This window comes from Exiguobacterium sp. MMG028 (assembly GCF_027947425.1).
Lineage (GTDB): Bacteria > Bacillota > Bacilli > Exiguobacteriales > Exiguobacteriaceae > Exiguobacterium > Exiguobacterium aestuarii_A.
This window is the reverse complement of record NZ_JAQJIN010000001.1, coordinates 1,089,377-1,115,336: the sequence shown is the minus strand read 5'-3', so window position 1 is coordinate 1,115,336 and position 25,960 is coordinate 1,089,377. Positions and strand designations below refer to the sequence as shown.

General features: G+C 49.7%; 21 protein-coding genes, 1 other RNA gene, 1 pseudogene and 1 other annotated feature. Of the genes and pseudogenes, 18 read left to right on the top strand and 5 right to left on the bottom strand.

What is annotated here, in order from left to right; translation table 11 throughout:
- Positions 1-111: 111 nt before the first annotated feature.
- The 8 genes and pseudogenes from secD to PJK55_RS05825 all read left to right on the top strand — a co-directional run bounded on the left by secD (position 112) and on the right by PJK55_RS05825 (position 12,751).
- A pseudogene (secD, locus tag PJK55_RS05860) lies at positions 112-2,332 on the top strand (protein translocase subunit SecD).
- Between the two features lie 36 nt (positions 2,333-2,368).
- Positions 2,369-4,726 (top strand): single-stranded-DNA-specific exonuclease RecJ, encoded by a 2,358-nt coding sequence (gene recJ / locus PJK55_RS05855; RefSeq protein ID WP_251126504.1) that lies wholly within the window; start codon positions 2,369-2,371, stop codon positions 4,724-4,726.
- A gap of 1 nt (position 4,727) precedes the next feature.
- Positions 4,728-5,246, top strand: coding sequence for an adenine phosphoribosyltransferase (locus tag PJK55_RS05850; RefSeq protein ID WP_214702380.1), 519 nt, complete (start codon positions 4,728-4,730; stop codon positions 5,244-5,246).
- A 189-nt stretch (positions 5,247-5,435) separates the two neighbouring features.
- Positions 5,436-7,625 (top strand): RelA/SpoT family protein, encoded by a 2,190-nt coding sequence (locus PJK55_RS05845; protein ID WP_271305083.1) that lies wholly within the window; start codon positions 5,436-5,438, stop codon positions 7,623-7,625.
- A 16-nt stretch (positions 7,626-7,641) separates the two neighbouring features.
- Positions 7,642-8,085, top strand: a complete 444-nt coding sequence (gene dtd, locus PJK55_RS05840) for a D-aminoacyl-tRNA deacylase (RefSeq protein WP_031421442.1) — start codon at positions 7,642-7,644, stop codon at positions 8,083-8,085.
- A gap of 38 nt (positions 8,086-8,123) precedes the next feature.
- Positions 8,124-8,358, top strand: a binding site (T-box leader).
- A 45-nt stretch (positions 8,359-8,403) separates the two neighbouring features.
- Complete coding sequence (gene hisS, locus PJK55_RS05835) at positions 8,404-9,684, top strand: histidine--tRNA ligase (protein WP_214794588.1); 1,281 nt, start codon at positions 8,404-8,406, stop codon at positions 9,682-9,684.
- Positions 9,681-11,453, top strand: a complete 1,773-nt coding sequence (aspS, locus tag PJK55_RS05830) for an aspartate--tRNA ligase (protein ID WP_271305082.1) — start codon at positions 9,681-9,683, stop codon at positions 11,451-11,453. The genes hisS and aspS overlap by 4 nt, the downstream gene beginning before the upstream one ends.
- A gap of 170 nt (positions 11,454-11,623) precedes the next feature.
- Positions 11,624-12,751 (top strand): hypothetical protein, encoded by a 1,128-nt coding sequence (locus PJK55_RS05825; RefSeq protein ID WP_271305081.1) that lies wholly within the window; start codon positions 11,624-11,626, stop codon positions 12,749-12,751.
- 114 nt (positions 12,752-12,865) lie between these two features.
- Here PJK55_RS05825 and PJK55_RS05820 read toward each other — a convergent pair whose 3' ends face one another.
- A complete protein-coding gene (locus PJK55_RS05820; RefSeq protein WP_214794286.1) occupies positions 12,866-13,087 on the bottom strand; it encodes a hypothetical protein in 222 nt (73 codons plus the stop codon).
- The gene (locus tag PJK55_RS05815) at positions 13,060-13,410 is read right to left on the bottom strand and encodes an iron-sulfur cluster biosynthesis family protein (protein WP_214794284.1); all 351 of its coding nucleotides are present in this window, start codon (positions 13,408-13,410) and stop codon (positions 13,060-13,062) included. The genes PJK55_RS05820 and PJK55_RS05815 overlap by 28 nt, the downstream gene beginning before the upstream one ends.
- A gap of 120 nt (positions 13,411-13,530) precedes the next feature.
- On the opposite strand from PJK55_RS05815, the gene PJK55_RS05810 reads away from it, so the two are divergent.
- Positions 13,531-15,243 carry an ABC transporter ATP-binding protein gene (locus tag PJK55_RS05810; protein ID WP_271305080.1) on the top strand — a complete coding sequence of 571 codons (1,713 nt, stop codon included), beginning with the start codon at positions 13,531-13,533 and terminating at the stop codon, positions 15,241-15,243.
- A gap of 99 nt (positions 15,244-15,342) precedes the next feature.
- Positions 15,343-16,383, top strand: coding sequence for an alcohol dehydrogenase family protein (locus PJK55_RS05805; protein WP_214789267.1), 1,041 nt, complete (start codon positions 15,343-15,345; stop codon positions 16,381-16,383).
- 25 nt (positions 16,384-16,408) lie between these two features.
- Here PJK55_RS05805 and PJK55_RS05800 read toward each other — a convergent pair whose 3' ends face one another.
- On the bottom strand, positions 16,409-17,062 hold the full coding sequence (locus PJK55_RS05800; RefSeq protein WP_271305079.1) for a YczE/YyaS/YitT family protein: 654 nt from the start codon (positions 17,060-17,062) through the stop codon (positions 16,409-16,411).
- A 336-nt stretch (positions 17,063-17,398) separates the two neighbouring features.
- Between PJK55_RS05800 and PJK55_RS05795 the strand changes: the two genes are divergently transcribed.
- From PJK55_RS05795 to PJK55_RS05785, 3 genes are all read left to right on the top strand, one after another.
- Complete coding sequence (locus PJK55_RS05795; protein WP_271305078.1) at positions 17,399-18,613, top strand: DASH family cryptochrome; 1,215 nt, start codon at positions 17,399-17,401, stop codon at positions 18,611-18,613.
- A gap of 74 nt (positions 18,614-18,687) precedes the next feature.
- A non-coding RNA gene (gene ssrS, locus PJK55_RS05790) (6S RNA) lies at positions 18,688-18,874 on the top strand.
- Positions 18,875-18,969: 95 nt separating this feature from the next.
- Positions 18,970-19,737 (top strand): tRNA threonylcarbamoyladenosine dehydratase, encoded by a 768-nt coding sequence (locus tag PJK55_RS05785; RefSeq protein ID WP_214687847.1) that lies wholly within the window; start codon positions 18,970-18,972, stop codon positions 19,735-19,737.
- Positions 19,738-19,749: 12 nt separating this feature from the next.
- On the opposite strand, the gene PJK55_RS05780 is transcribed toward PJK55_RS05785, so the two are convergent.
- Positions 19,750-21,066, bottom strand: coding sequence for a replication-associated recombination protein A (locus tag PJK55_RS05780; RefSeq protein ID WP_271305077.1), 1,317 nt, complete (start codon positions 21,064-21,066; stop codon positions 19,750-19,752).
- Between the two features lie 60 nt (positions 21,067-21,126).
- On the opposite strand from PJK55_RS05780, the gene cymR reads away from it, so the two are divergent.
- The 4 genes from cymR to PJK55_RS05760 are packed head-to-tail and all read left to right on the top strand — an operon-like array spanning position 21,127 to position 24,481.
- Positions 21,127-21,534: a cysteine metabolism transcriptional regulator CymR gene (cymR, locus tag PJK55_RS05775; protein ID WP_026826435.1), complete on the top strand. Its 408-nt coding sequence runs from the start codon at positions 21,127-21,129 to the stop codon at positions 21,532-21,534.
- Positions 21,535-21,552: 18 nt separating this feature from the next.
- Complete coding sequence (locus tag PJK55_RS05770) at positions 21,553-22,689, top strand: cysteine desulfurase family protein (protein ID WP_271305076.1); 1,137 nt, start codon at positions 21,553-21,555, stop codon at positions 22,687-22,689.
- Entirely contained in the window at positions 22,690-23,811 is a 1,122-nt protein-coding gene (mnmA, locus tag PJK55_RS05765; RefSeq protein WP_271305075.1) for a tRNA 2-thiouridine(34) synthase MnmA, read from the top strand.
- A complete protein-coding gene (locus PJK55_RS05760; protein ID WP_271305074.1) occupies positions 23,732-24,481 on the top strand; it encodes a tetratricopeptide repeat protein in 750 nt (249 codons plus the stop codon). Before mnmA ends, PJK55_RS05760 begins: the two co-directional genes overlap by 80 nt.
- A gap of 58 nt (positions 24,482-24,539) precedes the next feature.
- Here the strand turns inward: PJK55_RS05760 and PJK55_RS05755 are convergent, their stop codons facing one another.
- A complete protein-coding gene (locus PJK55_RS05755) occupies positions 24,540-25,088 on the bottom strand; it encodes a VOC family protein (RefSeq protein ID WP_271305073.1) in 549 nt (182 codons plus the stop codon).
- A 115-nt stretch (positions 25,089-25,203) separates the two neighbouring features.
- Here PJK55_RS05755 and PJK55_RS05750 point away from each other — a divergent pair, with 115 nt between their 5' ends.
- Positions 25,204-25,890 (top strand): hypothetical protein, encoded by a 687-nt coding sequence (locus PJK55_RS05750; RefSeq protein WP_271305072.1) that lies wholly within the window; start codon positions 25,204-25,206, stop codon positions 25,888-25,890.
- Positions 25,891-25,960 lie beyond the last annotated feature (70 nt).

Sequence of the window (25,960 nt, the reverse complement as noted above, 5' to 3'; positions counted from 1 at the left end):
AGTAAAGAGACGTTACAATTTTAGGAAAATGATTGATAAATGTTTAGAAAATTTGTAATGTTAACGAGAGAAGTTATATCAAGAACAGTGGTTTAGAAAGGAAATAGTCGTATGTACAAAAAAGGCAATATTGCGATTTTTGCAATCATCATGATTGCGACAATCCTGCTCGCTGTGTTCTCGACACCTTGGGTCGTCAAGAACACGAACCTCGGACTCGACTTAAAAGGTGGATTCGAAGTTTTGTATGAAGTACAACCGCTCGAAGACGGCGACGTCATCGACGAGTCGGCGATGAATGCAACCGTTCGCGCCATCAACAACCGAATCAACGTCCTCGGGGTATCCGAACCGGACGTTCGAATCGAAGAGAACAACCGAATCCGTGTCCAGCTCGCTGGCGTGTCGAACCAAAACGAAGCGCGCGAAGTCATCTCGTCTACGGCGCAATTGACGTTCCGTGACGTGAACGACAACGTCTTGCTCGACGGGAAAGATTTGGCGCCACGTGGTGCGGCTCTTGGGTACGATCCTAACAGCGGGGAACCAGTTGTTGAGTTAACCTTACAATCGGCTGAAAAATTTGGTGAAGTAACTGCTGAAATCGCACAGCTTCCCGAACCTGAGAATCGCCTCGTCATTTGGCTCGATTATGAAGAAGGCGACACATACGAGGAAGAGATTCAAAAAGAGAACTCGAAGATTGTGTCAGATGCCCGAGTCACGAGTCAAATCTTGTCGGACAAAGCTATCATTTCAGGTGGAGATATTACAGCTGAGAGCGCAAAGCAACTCGCCGACATCTTGAACGCAGGGGCGCTCCCGGTAAAACTTGATGAAATCTACTCGACGTCGGTATCGGCTCAGTTCGGTCAAGACGCATTAGAAGAGACGGTATTTGCCGCTTCTATCGGGATTATTGCCGTATTCATCTTCATGTTGTTCTTCTATCGTCTACCAGGACTCGTGTCAATCATCACACTTGTTTTGTATATCAACTTGATCATGTTGTTCTTCAATGGGATTAACGCGGTCTTGACGCTCCCAGGGATTGCAGCACTTGTCCTCGGGGTCGGGATGGCGGTCGATGCGAACATCATTACGGCGGAACGAATCAAAGACGAACTGCGCTCCGGGAAGTCAGTCTTATCGGCGTTCCGTGCCGGTAACCGCCGGTCGCTCAGTACAATCATCGATGCCAACTTGACGACGCTCATCTCGGCTGCAGTCTTGTTCTATTTCGGACAAAGCTCGGTCAAAGGATTCGCCGTCATGCTCATGATTTCGATCGGGATGACGTTCATCTCGAACGTATTCATCTCACGTTATTTGATGCACCTCCTTGTCTCAAGTCGTCTGTTCGACAAACGTAAAGGATGGTTTGGTGTGAAGGAGAGTGAAATCCGTGAACTTTAAGCTTACTGAATGGAATTACGTCAAACATATGCGCACGATGTTCTTAGTCTCGACGGCAATCGTCGTTCTCGGAATCGGTCTCTTGTTCTTCCGAGGATTGAACCTTGGGATCGACTTCGCTTCAGGAACACGTGTCGAGGTATTAACAGAAGAGCGTGTCTCACAAGAAGAGTTTACGCAAGCGTTCAATGATGCAGGGATTGACCAAGAAATCTCGAGCGTCCAATATGCCGACGAAGGTCGTTTGGCTTATGTGACGTTCGTCGGACAACTAGGGCAAGAAGAAGTCGCGAGCGTCAAGACGGCGTTCACGGAGCAGTTCGGTAACGACCCGAATATCAGCACCGTGTCGGCTCAAGTCGGTCGTGACTTGGCGAAGAACGCCTTGTACGCGGTAGCCGTTGCTTCAATCGGGATCATCTTGTACATCACGGTCCGCTTCCAATTCTCTTATGCGGTCGCGACCGTGGTGGCGATGCTACACGATGCGTTCTTCATGATCGTCGCGTTCTCGCTCTTTGGGATTGAGGTCAACTTATACTTCATCGCAGCGATCCTGACAATCATCGGTTATTCCGTCAACGATACGATTGTTACGTTCGACCGCGTCAGGGAGAATATCACGTCGTATAAAAAAGAACGGAAGATTCGTTCGATGGACGTATATGAGTCAATCATCAATAAATCGATTCAAGAGACGATTGTCCGTTCGGTTAACACCGTCATCACGGTACTCGTGACGGCCATTGCCTTGTACGCGTTCGGTGCCGAATCGATTCGAAGCTTCTCGCTCGCATTGATCATCGGGCTCTTCATGGGGATGTACTCATCCATCTTCATCGCGTCATACTTGTGGTTGTTAATCAAACGTACGACCATCAACAAGAAAAAAGATACGCCGGTCACAGAGGCGTAACGAGTAGGTCTCCCTTCAAACGGGAGACCTTTTTAAATGTCAAGACGGCACATCTTTCACGCGGTCTGCTATAATCTACAATTGATTGGAGTGAAGGACATGTACCATTCGAAGAAACAGTGGCTCTACCCGGAAACGAACCCGGACGACGTCACACGTTTACAAAACGAATTAAATATATCAGCACAACTGGCGACGTTACTCGTTCAGCGAGGTCATCAGGACGTAGAAGCGGCCAAGGCATTCTTGTATGCCGAGGATGAACTCGTCTTTCATGACCCGTATTTATTCGAGCAGATGGAGAAAGTCGTAGCCCGCATCAAGCAAGCGGCGGACGAGGGTGAGATGGTACTCATCTATGGAGACTACGATGTCGATGGTGTCAGCGCATCTTCGGTCATGTGGCACGCTTTGACCGAGATTGGTGTCATGGCCGAATGCTACATCCCGAACCGCTTCACGGAAGGGTATGGACCGAACAAGGAAGCGTTCCAATGGGCAGCGAACGAAGGCTTCACTTTGGTGATCACAGTGGACTGTGGAATTTCAGGGATTGAAGAAGCGACGCTCTTAAAAGACCTCGGTGTCGATTTGATCATTACCGACCACCATGAGCCGAAAGAGACACTCCCGGACGCGTATGCGATCATCCATCCGCACATCGACCCGAGATATCCATACGATAAGCTCGCCGGTGCGGGGGTTGCGCTGAAGGTGGCACATGCCGTCTTAGGAAGAATGCCAGAGGAATTGCTAGATTTGGCCGTCCTCGGAACGATCGCTGACCTCGTCCCACTCGACGGCGAAAACCGATTGCTTGCAAAAAAAGGAATCGCGGCACTCGAAGCTTCGAAACGACCAGGCATTTTGGCGTTACGTGAAGTATGTGGGCTCGGCGATAGCGTATTAAATGAAGAATCGGTCGGTTTTGCGTTCGGTCCACGGATCAATGCGGCGGGCCGTCTCGATTCGGCGATGCCGGCGCTCCAAATGCTCCTTGCCGAACATGTCGAGGAAGCGCTCGAACTTGCGAAGCAACTCGATAAGCAAAATAAAGAGCGTCAAGATATCGTCAAAACGATTACCGCTGAAGCGAAGGAACTCGTCGAAGCGTCCATGACTGAAGACCGTGTACTCGTCGTCGCGAGCGAGAAGTGGAACCCGGGTGTGGTCGGAATCGTCGCCTCTCGTCTTGTCGAGGCGTACTATCGTCCGGTCATCCTCCTTTGCCACGACCCGGAAACAGGGAAGGCGAAAGGTTCAGGACGGTCGATTGACGGGTTTGACTTGTTTAAAGAACTCTCGAAGAATGAAGACATCTTACCGCACTTCGGGGGACACCCTGCAGCTGCAGGGATGACGCTTCAGTCCGAGAACGTCGCTGAATTGCGTGAACGGTTGAATCGTCAAGCAGAAGGGATTCCAGACGATGTATTCGTGCCACGGGTCAATGTCGATTTGAAACTGACGGTCAATGACGTCTCGCTCGATCTCATCTCCGAGATCGCGAAACTGGCACCGTTCGGCATGGGGAACCCGTCTCCACGGGTCGTCGTTGCGGATGCCAAACTGCGCGATATTCGTCAAATCGGACGTGACGCGACACATTTGAAAGTACAGCTCGCCGGAGACAAGCGTGAACTCGATGGTATCGGCTTCGGGTTCGGACACGTCGTCTCAGAAATCTCGCAGATGGCTCACATCTCGGTGATGGGCAGTCTTCAAGTGAACGAGTGGAACGGGATGCGAAAACCTCAGCTCATGATTCAAGATTTACGTGTCGATGACTTCCAGGTGTTCGATTACCGTGGGAAGAAAAAGTCGGTACAAGAGTTGAAAGATTTGCCGAAAGAACATACGTCGTTCTTGTCGTTCCAAGGAACAGCCGAAGATTATCCACTTCATGAAGGAGATGAACCACTCAATCGTTTCGTCGTCTTACTCGACCTACCTGACGATGAAGAGGTTCTTGCAGAAAAACTTCACGAAGGTGTCGAACGGATCTATTGCGCCTTCGGTCAAGGTGACTCGTTCTTCGAGCGTCTCCCGTCGCGTGAGGATTTCCGAACATATTACGTGCACATGGCGACATGTGAACGGAAAAATCTACGTGAAAACCTGATTCGTCTATCAAAAGAACGAAAATGGTCAAAAAATACGATTCAATTTATGCATCAAGTATTCTCTGAACTCGAATTTCTTGTTACAATGGAAGACGGACTGCCTGGAGTCAATCCAGAAGCACCGAAACGCGATTTGACCGAAGCGCCGTGCTATCAACGCCGGATTGGGCGCCAACAACTCGAAGAACGTTTCGTTTATGCGTCATTGGCAGAGCTCAAAGAGCGGTTACAATCGTTGCGATCGAACAAGATGCAGGAGGCATACACATAAAATGGATTTCAAACAGCATATTAAAGAAGTAGCAGATTATCCGAAAGAAGGAATCAGCTTCAAAGATATCACGTCACTTATGCAAGATGGCGAAGTCTACAAGAAATCAGTAGACGAGCTCGTCGCTTATGCACGTGAGCGTGGGGCAGAGTTGATTGCTGGACCAGAGGCGCGCGGATTTGTCGTCGGTTGCCCGGCAGCGTACGCACTCGAGCTCGGATTTGTACCAGTTCGTAAAGAAGGAAAGTTACCACGTGAGACAGTACGTGTATCATACGGTCTCGAGTACGGAACGGACATCTTAACGATGCACAAAGATTCAATCAAGCCGGGACAACAAGTCGTCATCTTGGATGACTTGCTCGCGACAGGTGGAACGATTGAAGCGACCATCAAAATGATTGAGCAGCTCGGTGGAGTTGTAGCAGGAATCGGGTTCTTGATTGAACTCGACGGACTCGGCGGACGTGAGCGTCTTGAAGGATATGACATCTTCTCACTCATCCGATACGAAGACTAATTTTTAAACGGGAAGCATATGCTTCCCGTTTTTGAATAGTTTTTGAGGAAAATAACCTACAACCTTTGACAGGTCGTCAGATTTTTTCGATAATGGTTATAAAAATTATAGAATCTTGAATATAAACTACTACCATGCTGCGACGAATCTGAGTCGATTGGAGCGGTAAGAAAAAGGGTGTCGAATGTTATGACCAAAAAACAAATCGTAAGTATTGAGGATCTTCTCGACGCGCTCGGGGAGTATATGGGTGACGACGATATTGCCGAAGTGAAACGCGCTTACGAATACGCAAAACTTCATCATACCGGTCAGTTCCGACGTTCGGGCGAGCCCTATATCCTCCATCCGGTCCAAGTGGCCGGCATTCTCGTTGATATCGGTTTAGATGCCACGACGATTATCGGAGCGCTCTTGCATGATGTCGTCGAAGATACGGATATTTCGTTACAGCAATTGACGGACGATTTTGGTCCGGACGTGGCCATGCTCGTCGACGGCGTCACGAAGCTTGGGAAAATCAAATATAAGTCGAAAAAAGAAGAACTCGCAGAGAACCATCGGAAGATGATTATCGCGATGGCGGAAGACGTGCGCGTCATCTTGATCAAGCTCGCGGACCGTCTCCACAACATGCGGACGCTTCAGCATATGCCGAAAGAAAAGCAAGTCCAAAAGGCAGAAGAGACGCTTGAAATCTTTGCGCCGCTCGCCCACCGCATGGGGATCTCGACGATCAAGTGGGAGCTCGAGGATATTTCGTTACGTTATATCAATCCGCAGCAATACTACAAGATCGTCTCGATGATGAAACAAAAACGAACGGAACGAGAAGCACTCGTCACCTCTGTCATCACGGAAGTGAACGGAGTCCTTGAAGAAGTGCATATCGATGCCGACGTAAACGGTCGACCGAAACATATCTATTCCATCTACAATAAGATGGTGAAGCATAAAAAAGAATTTAATGAAATTTACGATTTGATGGCGGTCCGCATTATCGTCGACTCGATTCGTGATTGTTATGCGGTACTTGGGATCATCCATACGCAATACAAGCCGATGCCAGGACGCTTCAAAGATTATATCGCCATGCCGAAACCGAACATGTATCAGTCGCTCCATACGACAGTGATCGGTCCGAAGGGTGAGCCGCTTGAAGTCCAGATTCGGACGAAAGATATGCATTTCATCGCCGAATTCGGGATTGCGGCACACTGGGCATATAAAGAAGGCAAAAACGTCTCGACGAACGGGTTCGACGAGAAGATTGCCCATCTTCGTGAGATTCTTGAGCTTCAAAAAGATACGACAGATGCCGAAGAGTTTATGGAGTCGCTTAAAGTCGACTTCTTTAGCGATATGCTCTACGTCTTTACACCGAAAGGGGACGTATTCGAGTTACCGAAAGGCTCTGTCCCGATCGACTATGCCTACCGGATCCATACGGAAATCGGTCATCGAATGACTGGTGCGAAAGTGAACGGTCGGATGGTGCCGCTCGACTATAAACTCGAGACAGGTGACATCATTGAAATCATCACGTCGAAGCACAGTTATGGACCGAGCAAGGACTGGTTGAAACTCGCTGTTTCGAGTCAGGCGAAGAACAAGATTCGCCAATGGTTCAAACGTCAACAGCGTGAAGAGAACGTCGAGAAAGGGAAAGATCTCGTCGAGGCGGAAATCAAGAAACTTGGTTTTGAACCGAAAGAAGTAATCGATGAGCCTGCACTCAGTATCGTCGTCGAGAAATTCAACTTCGGGAACGAGGAAGAGATGTATGCTGCGGTCGGCTACCAAGGCATCACTGCCGCACAAGTCGCACATAAGTTGACAGAGAAGCAGCGGAAAGAACCGAAACTCGAGCTGTCTGAAGCGATCAGCGAATTGAAAGTCAGTCAGACACCGAAGAAGAAAACGACGGAAGCGGGCGTGACGGTCAAAGGGATCGACAACATGCTCGTTCGAATGAGTCGTTGCTGTAACCCGGTACCGGGAGATGAGATCGTCGGATACATCACGCGTGGACGCGGCGTCTCGATTCACCGGAAAGACTGCTTGAACATCGTCAACGAACAACATCCCGAGCGTCTCCTCGACGTCGAATGGGAAGTCGGACAGGCGAAAGAGAAGAACTATAACGTCGATATCGAAATCACAGGATATGATCGTTCAGGTCTCTTGAACGACGTCCTTCAGGCGGTATCGGCGACGAATACGAATATCGTGGCCGTCAGCGGTCGTGGCGACCAAAACAAACAAGCCCGCATCTCGATGACGATCTCGATTCCGAACGTGAATCATTTGCAGAAAGTCGTCGAGCGCATCAAACAAATCTCAGACGTGTATTCGGTCAGCCGAGTCATGATGACGTGACGAAAGGAAGAGGAACGTGCGTGTATTATTGCAACGAGTGAAAGAAGCATCGGTCACAGTCGAGGAAGAAGTCGTTGGGGCAATCAACGCCGGATACTTGCTTCTCGTCGGCGTGACACATGAAGACACAGAAGAAGAAGTGAACTGGCTCGCCGACAAGGTGACCGGGCTTCGTGTCTTCGAAGACGATCAAGAAAAGATGAACTTATCGATTCAAGATGTATCCGGTCAAATCTTGTCGGTCTCTCAGTTCACATTGTATGGAGATACGATGAAAGGGCGACGACCTGCTTTCACAAAGGCAGCGAAACCGGACATGGCTGAAACGCTCTATGAAAAGTTTAACGAACGACTTCGGTCAAACGGACTCGTCGTCGAGACGGGACGCTTCGGGGCGATGATGGACGTCGCACTCGTCAATGACGGACCGGTCACACTCATGCTCGAAAAAAACGCTTGACAGATGCCGGCTTCATTCGGCATCATGAAGCATATAGTCAAACACCTACGATAAAGAAGAGTACGGTCAACCCACCAGCAAAGAGAGCGATGCCTTGGCTGAAAGCATCGACTGGATGATGACCCGAACGACACTTTGGAGGTGCTCCCTTGAAAACGAGTAGGGGGAGCCGTCTCATCGGGCGTTAACCGATTTCGAGTGGCAGAGTTTCAAGTAATGGCTCTGCAACGAGGGTGGTACCACGGGAAACTTACACAGGCTCTCGTCCCTTTGCGGACGAGGGCCTTTTTTGTATTTTTAAGGAGGGAAATAAGGATGATGAAAGCACCACGCGGTACACAAGACCTGCTTCCGGGCACGGTCGAGACGTGGCAATATGTCGAGGAAAAACTTCGCGACATGAGCGCCCGTTACAACTATAAAGAGATCCGCACACCAATCTTTGAAACAACGAACTTGTTCACACGCAGTGTCGGGGAAACGACGGACATCGTACAAAAAGAGATGTTCACGCTCGTGAAGAAAGGCAAAGACGAGTACACGCTTCGCCCAGAAGGAACAGCATCTGTCGTTCGTGCGTTCGTGACGAACAAACTGTTCGGGAATCCGGACCAACCGACGAAGCTCTATTACATGGGACCGATGTTCCGCTATGAGCGTCCGCAAAAAGGTCGTTTCCGTCAGCTTCACCAATACGGTGTCGAAGCGATCGGCAGTAGCGACCCGGCCGTTGACGCTGAGGTCATCAGTCTCGCCTACTCGATTTATAAGTCGTTTGGCCTTCAAAAAATCAAAGTCGTCGTCAACTCGCTTGGGGATGCGGAAAGCCGCAACGCCCACCGCGATGCGCTCATCCGTCACTTCGAGCCGGTGGCAGGCGAACTTTGCCAAGACTGCCAGTCACGCCTGTATAAGAATCCGCTTCGCATCTTGGATTGTAAAGTCGACCGCGATCACCCGTCGATGAAGACGGCACCGTCGATCCTTGAATATTTGAATGAAGAGTCGAAAGCCTATTTCGATCAAGTGCTCGCTCAACTCGACGCACTCGGTGTCGCCTATGAAGTCGACCCGACGCTCGTCCGTGGGCTCGATTACTACACGCACACGGCGTTTGAAATCATGTCCGAGGCAGAAGGATTCGGCGCCATCACGACACTTTGTGGCGGCGGACGCTACAACGGTCTCGTACAGGATATCGGCGGACCGGACATGCCAGGAATCGGTTTTGGAATCGGATTGGAGCGCCTCATCCTCGCATTAGAGAATGAAGGAGTCTTACCTGAACTTGAGACAGGACTTGATGTCTTCATCGTTGCGCAAGGTGAGAAAGAAGTAGAATTAACGGCGACACGTCTGTTACAACTCCTTCGCATGGAAGGGTTCAAGGCAGACCGTGATTACCAAGGACGCAAGTTCAAAGGACAATTCAAACAGGCGGATCGCCTGAAAGCCAAGTTCACAGTCATCTTAGGGGATGACGAAGTCGAACGCGGTGCAGCCGCCTTGAAAGATATGACGACTGGTGAACAAGTCGACGTGCCACTTTCGGCCGTCGCAGACAAAATTCGTGAACTATCGGAAGGAGCAGGACAATGATCGGACGCACACATATGAACGGCCGCGTGACAGAGTCACTCATCGGCCAAGAAGTACAATTAAAAGGATGGGTACAAAAACGACGTGACCTCGGAGGACTCATCTTCATCGACCTTCGTGACCGCACAGGAATCGTCCAAGTCGTCGTTCGCCCAGAAAACGAAGTAGTCCACAAGCTCGCGGAGACGATTCGTAGCGAGTTCGTTCTCGACGTGAAAGGGACGGTTCTCGAGCGCGAGAACAAGAACCCGAACATGCCGACAGGAAACATCGAAGTCATCGCTTCAGAAATCAACATCTTGAACGCAGCGAAGATGACACCAATCCCAATCGGTGACGAAGCAGAAAACGTCTCAGAAGACCTTCGCCTCAAGTACCGTTACCTCGACCTTCGTCGTCCGGCGCTTCAAGAGACGTTCCGTCTCCGCTCGAAGACATCGAACACGATCCGTAACTTCTTGACGGAGCAAGAGTTCCTCGAAGTCGAGACACCAATTTTGACGAAGTCGACACCAGAAGGCGCACGTGACTATCTCGTCCCGAGCCGTGTCCACGGTGGTGAGTTCTACGCACTTCCGCAATCGCCACAGCTCTTCAAACAGTTGCTCATGGTTGCAGGATTTGACCGTTACTTCCAAATCGCGCGCTGCTTCCGTGACGAAGACCTTCGTGCAGACCGTCAGCCTGAATTCACACAAGTCGACATCGAGACGAGCTTCATGGACATCGAAGACTTGATGGCGATGATGGAATCGATGATGGGCCAAGTGATGGAATCGACACTCGGTCGTACGGACACACCAGCGAAGTTTGAGCGCATGACTCATGAAGAAGCGATGCGTCGTTTCGGTTCAGATAAACCGGACACACGTTTCGGTCTCGAACTCATCGACGTGGCAGACGCTGTGAAAGGTGCCGGCTTCAAAGTATTCGACGCCGCACTCGAATCAAATGGACAAGTCAAAGCAATCAACGTCAAAGGTGAGGCGGACAACTTCTCGCGTAAAGACATCGACAAGCTTCAAGAGTTCACGGCAGTTTACGGTGCGAAAGGTCTCGCATGGCTCAAAGTGACGGCGGAAGGCTTGAACGGCCCGATTGCGAAGTTCTTTGACGAAACGTATGCACAGAAGTTAATCGAAGCAACGAATGCAGAAGCGGGTGACCTTCTCCTCTTCGTCGCATCGAAACCAACTGTCGTCGCAGACAGCCTTGGCGCACTCCGCGTCAAACTTGGTCACGACCTCGGTCTCATCGACGAGTCGAAGTTCAACTTCCTTTGGGTGACGGACTTCCCACTCGTGACGTTTGAAGAAGAAGACGGTCGTTTCTACGCGAACCACCATCCGTTCACGATGCCAAACCGCGAAGACCTTCACCTTCTCGAGACGGATCCGGCAAGTGTACGCGCGATTGCGTATGACCTCGTCTTGAACGGTTACGAGCTCGGTGGCGGTTCACAGCGTATTTATGAGCGTGACATCCAGGAGCGCATGTTCAAATTGCTCGGCTTCACACAAGAAGAAGCAGTTGAACAGTTCGGCTTCTTACTTGAAGCGTTCGAATACGGAACACCACCACACGCGGGGATCGCACTCGGTCTTGACCGTCTCGTCATGATTCTTGCAGGTCGTTCTAACCTTCGTGACACAATCGCCTTCCCGAAAACGGCTTCGGCAAGCGACTTGCTCACGCAAGCACCGAGCCCGGTCGCAGACGCACAACTTGAAGAGTTGTCGATTCGTACCGCAGTAAAAGAGAAAAAGTAATAAGGTTCAGACAGGATTCGTCGTTCTCGGCGAATCCTTTTTTATATTTTTCTGACAATTTTGTATGAGGGTATGATACGATTATGGAATAAAATGTATTTTTGAAAGTAGGGGAAATGTTGAAGCGAATCAATACGTTGACATTAGGGGTATGTCTAGGAGTTGCAACGATGTTATCTGGGTGTACGGATGACACAGAAGCTGTACCAGAAGTTGAAGAGGTTGTTCAAGAGATGGAGACGAATATAGAAACGACACCGGATGCACCAGCAACATCCGAACCGAAGGAAACATCGGAACCAGCCATTCGTTTACAAAGTGCGGGAGAGAGCGAATCGATTGGGGAAGTCGAATCGTATGACTTATCTCTATTCTTTGCAGATCAAGCACCGATGATCGCACCAGAGCACATCACGGACAATCAGATTGTCTATACGGAGTTGATTGAAGAAAGTAGCAGTCAAATTAATGTGTACGATACGGAACATCATACAAATGACAATATCTATACGTCCTCGAAAACGATAGGGAATCTAGTCGGGATTCAAGATGAAGTATTTTGGATTGAGTATGCACCAGCGGAAGGGTATGCATATGAATGGTCGCTTTTTAAGATGTCATTGAGCGAACTAAAGCCTGAGCAATTAGCTGAAGGTGTTAGTCGATTTGAGACACCAGTTCCATATGTAACCGCTTCTGAAGATGCTATCACGTGGGTCAATTATGAAGCGTCAGCATCGGATACGAAGACGACTGTCATGCAGTTCTCACCGATGTCAGATTCGATTCAAACGATTGAGGCATTCACGCTCCAAGAAGAGGGAAAGCGTGACGGGGAATATATTTTTGACTATCGCTCGGGTGAGGAAGCAATCATCCTACATAAAAGTATCTTTAACGAAGGGAACCTGACGAGCAGATTAATTACAACTGACGGGTCATTTGATGAAGAAGTCAGTGCACTGATTGATTTTGAACGAGGGAGCAAGTTTGTCTCACTTGGTATAGAAGGAAGAGTCGAATTTTTATCCACGACTCCGTCGCCTGTAAAATATACGTATAACGGTTCGCAGAAAAACATTACATTCGATGCGTTTCGTTATTTGCGTGACGATTACATTTTGTTCCGTGAAGGGATGAATCGATTGCTCATCGCAGATTTAAAAGAAGAGACCGTTTCGTATTTACCGAATGACGGTGGAACGTTATCCAAGCCAATTTTTAAAGATGGCAAAGTGGCATATGCTGAATTTGAAGGTGAGGGATTAGTTCGTTTCTATGTCATTGATGTAAAGTAATATAAAAAAAGAAATCGTTAGAACGATTTTTATGAAAGGAGGAGGTTCGCAGATGCGAACCTCCTTTTTTTTATATAAAAAAGGAAGATTCGTCTATGAAAGACGATATCTCCCTTAATTCTTTTTTTCATCCCGTTGCATATACTTCGCTGTACGCTGCAACGCAAACCCGAACGCAAAGAGCGAAGCGATAACTGCGGACATCGTGTAAACCGAATCGGTGAACGCCAGATAGATTCCGAACAGTCCGAGTCCGAAGCTTAGGAGGAACCATAGCCACAGAATCGGATGTTCTCGTAACGCCTGTTTCATCGGCTCGGAACGTTCAGCTGGCAACCCGTGCCGTCTGTGACGAGTAGATTCGAATTGAACACTTGTCCGTCACTCTTCAAGACGAGCGTGCGACGGTCTTCGAGGAAGTCGATTTTCATCTGTTCATCTAAAAATACTTTCGTCCAGTTTTTGATTAAGATTGGACCGAGGTTCGAGTCAATCTCGACGTCTTCTGGAGTCTTCTCCGTGACATATCTAATCTCAAAGATTCCGCTGTTTCCACAGCCACAACCTTCCGTTTCATAGAAGAGGTGCATCTGTCCTTCACGTTCGCCTTTCAATGACTCGATGCGTTCGAGCGCACGTTCTGTAATGTGTACATTCATGTGTATCACTCCTTAACTTCATTATACGCCGATTGAAAAAAGAATGAAAAAGGGATGCATCCTGTTTTCCACCTTTCGGAAAAAAGCGTACACTTAGAGTGTTGAGAAGGGGGAGACAGGATGATTTCACGTTTTTTTAGTTATTATCGACCACATAAAAAGTTATTCATGCTCGATTTTTCATTCGCGATTCTCGTCGGACTGCTTGAACTCGGGTTTCCGCTCGCCGTTCAATGGTTCATCGATGACTTATTGCCAGGTGGGGAATGGAACTGGATTATCATCGTCAGCATCGGTCTATTGATCCTATACATATTGGCCATGATGATGCAGTACGTTGTCAACTACTGGGGGCACAAGCTCGGGATTAACATCGAGACAGATATGCGGGAAGAGTTGTTCACGCATATTCATAAACAGTCGTTCCGATTCTTTGATAATCATAAGACCGGACATTTGATGAGTCGGGTCACGAACGACTTGTTCGATATCGGGGAAGTAGCGCACCACGGACCGGAAGACTTCTTTATCGCCATCATGACGTTACTCGGTGCGTTCGGGATCATGTTCTCGATCGACTCGGAACTCGCGCTCGTCACCGTTGTCGCTGTGCCGTTCCTGATTATCATGATCACATATGCGAATAAGAATATGAATAAGGCGTGGCAAAAAATGTACACGTACATCGGGGAAGTGAATGCGCGCGTCGAAGACAGCGTTTCTGGGGCACGTGTCGTCCAGTCATTTACGAATGAGGCGTTTGAAATCGGGCGTTTCCAAAAAGACAACAACTTCTATCGTGGCTCAAAAATTGAGGCGTATCGTGTCATGAGTACATCGCTCGCCGGAATTTACATCACGACGCGTTTGATGACACTACTCGTCCTCGTCTACGGGGCGTACTTAACGTATGAAGGGCAGTTGACATACGGACAGCTCGTCGGATTCATTTTGTATATGAACTTGCTCATCAAGCCGATTGAGAAGATTACGGCACTTTTGGAGATGTATCCGAAAGGGATGGCCGGGTTCAAACGATTCACCCAGTTGCTCGATGAAGAGCCAGACATCGAGAACCGTGCGGATGCCATCGAGGTCGAGACATTGAAAGGCGATATTACTTTTGACGACGTCTCCTTCGGTTATTCAGATTATCGCCAAGTGTTGACGGATATTGACTTGTCGATTGAGGCAGGAACGACCGTTGCCTTGGTCGGAACGAGTGGGGCAGGGAAGACGACCATCTGTTCACTCATCCCTCGCTTTTATGACGTGACAGAAGGTGCGATTTCGATTGACGGCATGGATATCCGTGACATGACGAAAGAGAGCCTACGTCGCCAAATCGGAATCGTTCAACAGGACGTCTTCTTATTTGCCGGTACGCTACGGGAGAATATCGCTTACGGGAAGCTTGACGCGACCGATGCAGAGATCATGCATGCAGTGGAGAAGGCGCATCTCGGCACACTTGTCGAGGAACTTGAACACGGTCTCGACACACAAATCGGTGAACGTGGACTGAAACTCTCTGGTGGACAGAAACAACGGATTGCCATCGCCCGCATGTTCTTGAAAAATCCGCCGATCTTGATTTTAGATGAGGCGACTTCGGCGCTCGACACGGAAACCGAGGCAATCATTCAAGATTCACTCAATGAACTGGCCGCGAATCGGACGACGCTCATCATCGCCCATCGCCTAGCGACGGTAAAAAATGCGGATCGCATTCTCGTCGTGACGGCAGAAGGAATTGTGGAAGATGGGACGCACGAAGAACTTAGCCAAAAAGGCGGAGTCTTCACGAACCTGTTACAACGCCAACAGCTCTAAACGGAAGGTCACCTCTAAAAGGTGGCCTTTCTGGCGTGATATGGGTGGTTCGTGGGTAAATACATATGGATGAACGAAAGAGAAGGAGGAAGATACACCATGAAAGCTGTACAAGTCGTAGGATATGGGGATGTCGATCAACTCCAAGTGGTTGATATCCCAAAACCGACACCGAAAACGGGAGAAGTACTGATTAAGGTGCGCGCCTGTGCCATCAACAATACAGAGATTTGGATGCGAGAAGGGGCGTACGGAACTGGAGAGAAGTCGGGTTGGCGTCCGGAGGGTGTCCAGTTCCCGCGTATTCCTGGTTCAGATATCACGGGAGAAGTTGTGGAGCTAGGGGACGGGGTCGACCAAGGGATGATGGGACGACACGTCGTCCTGTTTCCTTTCACCTCGAGCGGACCTGAACGGAAAGAACATTTATCGGACGATATGTCCTTTATCGGTTCAGAATATGACGGGGGTTATGCAGAATACGTGGCGTGGCCGGCCGAACTCTGTTTTGATATGCCACTCGATGATTTCGTCGAGAGTGCGGTCTTTTCCGTGAGCGGACTCACAGCGTGGCATATGAATGAGCAGTTACACATCCGTTCTGGTGAGACGATCGTCGTCACAGGTGCGAGTGGAGGTGTCGGCTCGCTCAACGTTCAGATTGCAGCGAACGTCTTCGGCGCGAAAGTATTCGCCATCGTCGGTGATTTGAAAAACGAGCAAGAATTGAAAGCGTTCGGGGCGACCGAAGTCTTTTCGTATCGTTCTGAGACGCTCGCCGATGACATCATCGCGGCAAACGGTGGACCGGTCGATGCCGTACTCGATGTCGTGGGGGATGCGCTATTTGATGTGTCTCTAAACATCTTGAAAAAAGGAGGGAAGTTCTGTATCTCTGGTTCGGCAGGAGGACAGACGACCCATCTCGATTTTCGGACACTGTATTTGAAACATATTGCGATGTACGGGTCTGTTCTCGGGACACGGCATGAGTTCGCGGAAATGTTGCGCTCGATTGCCGAAGGGAAGCTGAAACCGGTCATTGACCGGACGTTCCCGCTTGAAGAGGCACGTGAGGCACAGACGTATTTTAAACAATCGGGTAAGTTCGGAAAGATCGTCTTGATTCCGAACACATAAAAAGAGAGGGCAGCCCCTCTCTTTTTCATGCGAATTTTACTTTGAGACGATCGACGTAGGCGATGAACAGGCGGAACCGTTCTAGCCAAAACTGGAAGAACGGACCGATGAGGAAAATCGATAAGACGGTCCCGAAGAAGAGTGGTCCGCCGAGCATCCATCCGATGAGACAAGCGGTCAGTTCCATCCAGGTTCGCATGGCACGGACAGATGTGGCAAAACGGTCTGCTAAAGCAAGCGTCAATCCATCGCGTGGACCGGCACCGTACCCGACGGCGACATAGAGACCAGCGCCCATGCCCATCACAAATATGCCGAATGTGAGCCAAACGATATTTACAATCATCCCTTCGAAAACAGGGAGCCATTGCTCATTCAAGATCAAGTTCATGAACACCCCGACGAACACCGCGTTGACTAGAGTTCCGAACTGAGGACGGATGCGGTCGAGTATGTATTTAAATAGGACGAGTAAAAGACCGACACATAAAATCACAGTTCCGATTGAAATCGGAAGATGATGAGCGATTCCGATATGGAGGACGTCCCACGTGGAGACACCGAGGTTTGCGGTGATCATAATCGATGACCCGAGTGCGAGTAAGAACAACCCGGTCATGAAGAGAACCCATTTGAAGAGAATGCGTAAAAAGTGGATAGACCTTGCGTGCACGAACATCGCCTCGTTTCAATGAAATGATTGGTATATCTTAGCACAATCGATTTAAAAATATAAAAAAAACGTCTCAGCATATTGGCTGAGACGCATGACTTATTTCTTCGGCGATTTCTTTGCTTTGTTCTTTTTATAGTAATCGTAGACGAACGGTGCGACCGCCGTCGCGATTTTAATCAATGTTCCCATTTTGCCTTTCTTAGCCATAATGCTGCACCCCTTTCTCTTCTAGATGAATATATTCCACACAATTTGATTTTAAAAACATGTCTTTAGCACATTCCGTTTTCGTGAACCGAGCGTCAACCCATCATACTAAGGAGTGGAGGAGGTCTAGTTATGAAAACAATCATTTGGTACCAAAACGATTTACGCGTGGATGATCATTTGCCGCTCGAGGAAGCGCTGCGATATGACGACCCGATTGAAGGTCATTTTTTCATCAGCCCAAAACAGCTCGTTGAAAATCGCTTTAGCGTCATTCCGCTCGGGAACGAACGACTCCATTTCCTGAAGGAGTCGCTAGAAGACGTGGCAGGTTCGTTAGACGCACTCGGGATCCCATTCTTTGTTCATGTCGGTCATCCGCTCGAGACGCTCGACCCGAGCGACCGTCTCTTGTTTCAACGAGCCGTCGGGTACAATGAGCGTCGACGTGAAGAAGAAGTGATGAAAAAATGGAAGGGGGAGTACGAGACGTTCGGTGGATTCACGTTATTTGAAGAGGACGATATCCCGTTTGAGAAAATGCCCTTTTTATTCACTGAGTTCCGGAAAGCCGTCGAATATGATGTTCGTCCTCGCGAGCTCGTCTCTCGAAAGGCGACTGCCGCCACGCGCGACGTGACGTTCCCTTTCCCGTTTCAAGAAATCGAGAAAGACCCGAGGACTGCGTTTCCGTTCAAAGGTGGCGAATTGGCTGCGAAGCGCCGATTGAATGACTATCTGTCCGTGCCGATTCGAACGTATAAAGAGACGCGGAACGGTTTTGGCGTCGATGACTCGACGAAGCTATCTGCCTATTTGGCGAACGGATCGCTATCACCACGACGGGTGTTCTTTGAACTCGAGGCACATGAACGAACACATGGGGTGAACGAATCGACGTATTGGCTCTATTTTGAACTGCTGTGGCGGGAATTCTTTCAATGGGTCGCGCTTGAACAAGGGAAACGTTTGTTTCGGACGCAAGGGATCCGGTCGAAGCGAAAAGACTGGCGAGTCGATGCGGATGTCATTGAAAAATGGAGACGGGGAGAGACGGGTGTCGATTTCGTAGATGCATTCATGCGCGAACTGAATGCTACGGGATGGATGTCCAATCGGGGACGACAAATCGTTGCCAATTATTTCGCCAAAGAGTTAGAGCAAGACTGGCGTTACGGGGCTGCCTACTTTGAATCGAAACTGATTGATTACGATGTCGCAAGCAATTACGGCAACTGGGCGTACCAAGCGGGTGTCGGAAACGACTCACGAAATCGACGTTTCAACATCGAGCGTCAACAGTTCACGTACGATCCAGATGGTGCGTTTCGTAACAGGTGGTTGTGACCAAACTGTCACGAGAAGTCGGTGTTTCTCATTGACTTCTTTTTACAGAAGCGCTATAGTTAAATCAACAGATGGGATACCTGAGGTGTACGAGAGCCGCCTTCGTTATTTTGAGCCAACACTTTGAATACGGGAGACCGAACTGCTAACCAGATCAACTGCCTCATCACGTGCAGGAGGACTTGTGAAGGAAACGCTAGGTCACCCACCTGCATACGCAGGTTCAAAAGCAAGGCATCGTCACGGCACTCCGGGCCCCATCGATTTTTTTGTAAATACGTCGCGAGACGTCTTTTTTTTGAATATAATTCCGAGTAAAATAGTATGAGAAAATAGAATTAGTTGGAGGAAGAAATATGTTACACCAGTTTTCACGAAATGAATTGGCCATCGGCTCTGAAGGCCTTGATGCTCTAAAGAATAAAACGGTCGCGATTTTAGGTGTCGGCGGCGTCGGCTCGTTTGCGGCAGAGGCACTTGCGCGCAGTGGCGTCGGACGTATCGTCCTCGTCGACAAAGATGATATCGACATCACGAACGTCAACCGTCAAATCCACGCATTATTGTCGACAGTCGGTCAACCGAAAGTCGAAGCGATGGGGAAACGTCTCCTCGACATCAACCCGGACTTAGACCTCGTCCAATTGAAGATGTTCTATACAGAAGAGACGTATGAAGAGTTCTTCGCTCAAAACATCGACTACGTCATTGATGCGTCAGACACGATCATCTATAAGATTCATTTAATCGTGGAATGTAAACGTCGCGGCATCCCGGTCATCTCGAGCATGGGGATGGCGAATAAGATGGATCCGACACGCATCAAAGTCGTCGACATTAAAGATACGTCATATGACCCGATTGCGAAGATGGTCCGCACACGTCTGCGTAAAGAAAAAATCTATAAAGGCGTCCCAGTCGTCTTCTCAGACGAATCTCCAATCGTGACACGCGAAGATGTGAACGAGGTCGTCGGGAAAAAAGACGCTCCGATTCGGAAAGCGAAGATGCCACCGAGCTCGAACGCATTCGTCCCATCGGTTGCAGGACTTGTGGCTGCCGGTTACGTCATTAACGATTTGCTCGAAAAAGCGGGCGTCGAAATCAACCGCATCCAAAAATAAAACGACGCTGGCTCATTTCGAGTCGCGTCGTTTTTCCCAATAATCGAGCCGTTTTTGAACTTGTTGCTCGAATCCACGTGGCGTCGGTTTATAGTAGGTTGGTCGTTTTCGGGCTAAGTTTTCTGGCCAGTAGTTTTGAGGAACGAACCCATCTTTTTCATCGTGTGGGTATTTGTATCCGACCCCGTTTCCGAGTTCGCGAGCCCCTGGACTATGAGCGTCACGGAGATGTACGGGTACAGGTCCACCCTCGACTGTCCGGACGTGATGGAGTGCTTTGTCGATGGCGGTGATGACCGCATTTGATTTTGGTGCGGTCGCCAAATAGAGAACGGCTTCTGCAATCGGGATACGGGCTTCCGGGAAACCGATGTATTCGCTCGCTCGAGCCGCTGCATCCACGATGAGTAGCGCGTTCGGATCGCTCATTCCGATATCTTCGGCGGCATGGACGTAAAGACGACGCATGATGAAGCGTGGCGATTCGCCAGCCTCGATCATGACGGCTAACCAGTATAGCGCCGCATCGGGGTCCGACCCACGAATCGATTTGATAAACGCCGAGATGACGTCGTAATGTCGGTCACCCGTCTTATCGTATTTGATCGACTTCTGTTGAATCGACTCTTCCGCGACCTCGAGTGTGATGTGAATTTGTCCATCCACTTCTGGTGTTGTCAAGACGGCGAGTTCGAGTGCATTCAATAGGACACGGTAGTCACCATCTGCCATTTTGATATAATGGTCAGCGGCAGCTTCATCCATCTTCACCGGGTAATTTCCAAGCCCGCGTGAGTCGTGTAGTGCACGCTCGAGGACGGCTCGTAACTCTTCGGCACCTGGTGGCTCAAGCCGAAACACGGTCGCCCGTGACAAGAGGGCGGCGTTCACTTCAAAGCTTGGGTTTTCAGTCGTCGCTCCGATGAGGACGAGTTTTCCGGACTCAAGGGCAGGGAGGAGTGCATCCTGCTGAAGCTTGTTGAATCGATGGATCTCATCTAAAAAGAGAATCGTGCGCTCGTCCTCATAATCAAACCGGGACTCCGCTTCACGAATGACGTTCCGCAATTCATCAAGTTTGGCTGTGACGGCGTTCAATTGGACAAATGTCGCTTTCGTGTAATTCGAAATGACACGGGCGAGTGTCGTCTTCCCAGTGCCAGGCGGACCGTATAGGATAATCGTGCCGAGTCGGTCGGCTTCGATGGCACGGCGAAGTAGCTTGCCCTCACCGATGATATGGCGCTGTCCGATGACGTCATCTAACGTTTCGGGGCGCATGCGATTGGCGAGCGGTCCGCCATTCGATTGATGAAACAAATCAGGCATACGTAACCATTCCTTTCGACAAACGTTTGTTCGATTAGTATAACAGAAGGAGACTTGAAGATGAAAATATCTACAAAAGGCCGTTATGGCTTAACCATCATGATTGCGTTGGCGCGAGAAACTGACAACAAACCGCTTAGCTTAAAGAAGATTGCGGCACGCCATGAGTTGCCGGAGCATTATTTAGAGCAATTGATCGGTCCACTCCGCAATGGGGGACTCGTCAAGAGCGTACGCGGCGCGTACGGTGGCTATCAACTCGTCAAACCGGCGGAAGAAGTGACGGCGGGTGAAATCATTCGCTTACTCGAAGGACCGTTAGCCGTGGTCGAGGATTCTGAAGCAGATGATGCGGTGAAACGGAAACTTTGGGATAAAATCAAAGAAGCCATCGATACCGTCCTTGACGAAACGACACTCGCCGATCTTGCCGAGGAAGAGTCAGACGGCTATATGTTTTATATTTGAGAACGAGGTGACCCTTACATGAACTATTTTGATCACGCTGCGACGACACCGATGCGACCAGAAGTCCTCGAGGCGATGACCCCTTACTTTTTAGAGACATACGGCAACGCGTCGAGCATTCACGGGATTGGGCGTAACGCCCGAGCGGCGCTCGACTCGTCACGTCGCGTCCTCGCGAAATGGATCGGTGCGTCACCGAACGAGATCGTCTTTACGTCGGGTGGGACGGAGTCGGATAACTATGCCTTGTTCGGTGCGGCATATGCCCATCAGGAAAAAGGCAAACACATCATCACGACAAAAGTCGAGCATCATGCCGTTCTTCATGCGATGGAACAACTCGAGCGCGAGGGCTTCGACGTCACGTATCTCGATGTTGATGCGTCGGGAGCCGTCACTGTCGACGCCGTGCGCTCAGCCTTACGGGATGACACGATACTCGTATCGGTCATGTACGGCAATAACGAAGTCGGGACGCGCCAACCGATTCAAGAAATCGGTGAGTTGTTACAAGACCATCACGCCATTTTCCATACCGATGCGGTACAAGCCCTCGGGACAGAACTGATTGATGTAAAGGCGATTCATGTCGATTTATTGTCGGCGTCCGCACATAAAGTGAATGGACCAAAAGGTATCGGTTTTCTTTTCATGAAAACAGGTGTAAAATTAGCGTCACGTTCTTTTGGTGGACAACAAGAACGTAAACGTCGAGCCGGCACGGAAAATGTTCCGGGTGCCGTCGGATTCCAAAAAGCAGCTGAACTCGTCATGGTAGAGCGTGAGGACCGAGTGGCTCTCTATGAGTCGCTCGATTTGGCACTACGTCAGCGCCTTGACGAACTAGGCGTATCTTATGAGGTGAACGGATCAAATCGTTTACCTCACATCGTGAACTTATACCTTCCTGGAATTGACCTTGAACCCTTCCTCATCATGATGGATATGCGGGGCATGGCGATTTCAAGCGGAAGTGCCTGCACGGCAGGGTCGGTCGAACCTTCCCACGTATTGTCGGCGATGTACGGGGATTCAGAACGGACGCGTCAGTCTGTTCGAATCAGTTTTGGCCACGGCAACTCGGTCGAGGACGCGAAACGGCTCGCGGAGCGACTACAAGAAGTCGTCTCGACATTTATGAACGGAGTGAGATAGATGAATTTACGCACGAAAGCCCCTGAAGAGACGACGGTCGTCGTCGGGATGTCAGGTGGCGTCGATTCATCGGTGACGGCCCATGTATTGAAAGAACAAGGGTATAACGTCATCGGGATCTTTATGAAAAACTGGGACGACACGGACGAGAACGGTGTGTGTACGGCGACAGAGGATTATGAAGACGTCATCGCCGTCGCGAACCAAATCGGGATCCCATATTATGCGGTCAACTTTGAAAAAGAATATTGGGATCGCGTCTTTGAATATTTCTTAGCAGAATATCGTCTTGGTCGTACCCCGAACCCGGACGTCATGTGTAACAAAGAAATCAAATTCAAGGCGTTCCTGGACCATGCGCTTCGACTCGGTGCGGACTTTGTCGCAACCGGTCATTACGCCCAAGTGGAATACGTCGACGGCGAACACCGCTTGTTGCGCGGGAAAGACGACAACAAAGACCAAACGTATTTCTTGAACCAATTGTCTCAAGACCAGCTCGCACGGACGATGTTCCCGATCGGTCATATGGATAAGAAAGACGTGCGTGTCATTGCTGAAGAAGCAGGACTCGCGACAGCGAAGAAAAAAGATTCGACCGGAATCTGCTTTATCGGTGAGCGGAACTTCAAAGAGTTCTTGTCGGAATACCTTCCGTCACAGCCAGGTGAAATGCGGACGCTCGACGGTGTCGTCAAAGGACGTCATGACGGGTTGATGTATTATACACTCGGACAGCGTCACGGTCTCGGAATCGGTGGCGATGGGGACCCTTGGTTCGTCGTCGGGAAAGATGTCGAGAACAACGTCTTGTTCGTCGGACAAGGCTTCCATCACGACGCGCTCTATTCAGATGCGCTTCTCGCTTCGAAACTTTCGTGGACAGGGGCTGCTCCTACAGGAGAATTCCGGGCAACGGCGAAGTTCCGCTATCGTCAACAAGACGTGCCGGTCATGGTCGCTCCACTTGAGGGCGGTGAAGTACTCGTCAAGTTCGACGAGCCACAACGTGCCATCACTCCTGGACAAGCGGTCGTCTTCTATGACGGCGACATCTGTCTCGGTGGGGCAACGATTGACGAAGCGTACCGAAACGGAAAACGACTCGACTATATCGGATGAGGTGATTGATATGAACGCAAACGAACAAGGCATCCAAGCGATGCAGCAAGGTGAATTCGAACAGGCAGCCAAACATTTCAATGAGGCGATTGAAGCGAACCCGACAGACCCGACTGGTTTCGTCAACATGGGGACGTTGCTTCAGGCGATCAACGATTACGATCGTGCCGTCATCTTTTATGACAAAGCGATTGAACTCGATGGCTCGTTCGGTGCCGCACATTATGCGAAAGGTGCCCTTGCCTATGAACTCGAGCAATTGGAGACGGCAGAAGCGTCGCTTCGCCAAGCGCTCCTCTCGGGGATGGATGATGCCGATCTTCATTTCATGCTCGGCTTGACGTACAAAGCGATGGGTGACTTCGTTCGTGCGATGCCGCGCCTGCGTGAAGCGAAGAAACAATCGCCGGAAGACGTGGAAATCACGTTCCAATACGGACTTGCACTCGCACAAAGTGAACAGCTTGAAGAAGCGGTCGTCGCGTTAGAAGAGACGCTCGACCTCGATGCGAGCCATACGGATGCCCGTTACAACTTGGCAATCGCGTATGCGTTCTTGGGTGACCAGGAACGGACGTATGCCGAACTTCAACGCGTCTTGGAGATGCAACCGGATCATGAACTCGCACGTGATGCCATCGCGAAGATGGACGCACTGCTCGGGAACTGATCTCTTGGATAGGAAAGTGCCATCGCTCCATTGCGATGGCACTTTTTGGTGCTCGTGATTAAAGTTGTTTCGTCGTGATCTTGACGGGTTCCCCGGCGAATTCGCCGTATGCCTCGTCCATATTTTTCGTATACAGTTCGATGATGTTGTGGCTAGGGTCTTTGAAGTACGCCGAGCGTTCTTTCCCATTCTTTGTCTCATCCTCGTCCCACGTCCGTAGTTTTACAGGGACATCGGTCTCATTCAAGATCTCGAGTGCCTTTTCAAACGACTCCATCGGAACGAAGAACGCACAGTGGACATGGACCCCACCTTCATCATAGAGTGTGTCCCACTCGGTCACGTCCTGTTTTCGGTTCGCATCCTCTTCTTCTGTAAAGTTACGTTTCAACCAAAGTCCTAGCCGCGTATTCCCTCCGATGTAGAGCCACGTTGCCCAAGGCTCGTTCGCTTGTTCTTGCGATTCACTTGGCTCGGCATCGTCTCCGACCCATTGTTCGACGATCGGGAGACCTAATTTTTCATGCCAAAAGGATACGGCTTCTTCCATATCTGTCACTTCTAACACAAGTTCACATAATCCGCTGATTGGAATTCGTTTACCCATATATGACTCCTCCTTCACTATGTCATTCGAACAGTTCCCGCTTTCTTCAAATCAAAAACGCGACTAGCTGTCTCGAAGTCAGGGAATGACAATGGATAGAAGGAGGTCGAATGACTTGCGAAAATATAGCATGGTCAGTGTCATTTTATTTTTCATTATTGAGTATGTGTGGTTCACGCAATTATTTGAAACGGTGAATCAGCGACTTGCGGATGGGAAGTGGACGAACACGATTTTATATCAAGTGGTCGTCGAACCGCAGGGGCTTTTAACGCTGCTGCTCATTCTATTCGTGGCGCTCCTCATTGTCGGATGGATTGTTCATTATGTGTATGCGCAACAGAAGTCCTGGCAACTCACGTCTGAACATGTCGGGGTCGGCTGGTTCGTTCCATTGATTCTTGCGATTTTAGGTTTGTTGATTCCGAACGTATACGTTCAGGTCGGGATCTTACTCCTACAATTGACGTTCATCCCGCTCATCCCATTCATCGGGCAGACCGTCCCATTCTGGAAAGTCGTGACGAATTGGTTGATTCAATTGGGGGTCATCGGTCTCGTCTTATTTGGTGCTAGGGGGATGTTGGAGGATTCGATTCGGATCGAGAAGACAGAACTCTTCACGAGACTCGAGGCGTATGAGGCGTCGGGTGATTTAGACCGAATCCAGCGGTTGATTGAAGAAGTGGACCTCGAACAAGTCGAGCGCATCTTGGACAGGGTCGATCTCGAACAACTCATTCGCATTTTGGAAGTCGTCGACCTCGACCGAATCGAGCAAATCTTGAGTCTGTTCGACTAGGTCATTTGTTCAATCGATTCATCTCGGGCTATAATGAATGATGGAAAAATAGCTGGAGGTGTCGGATATG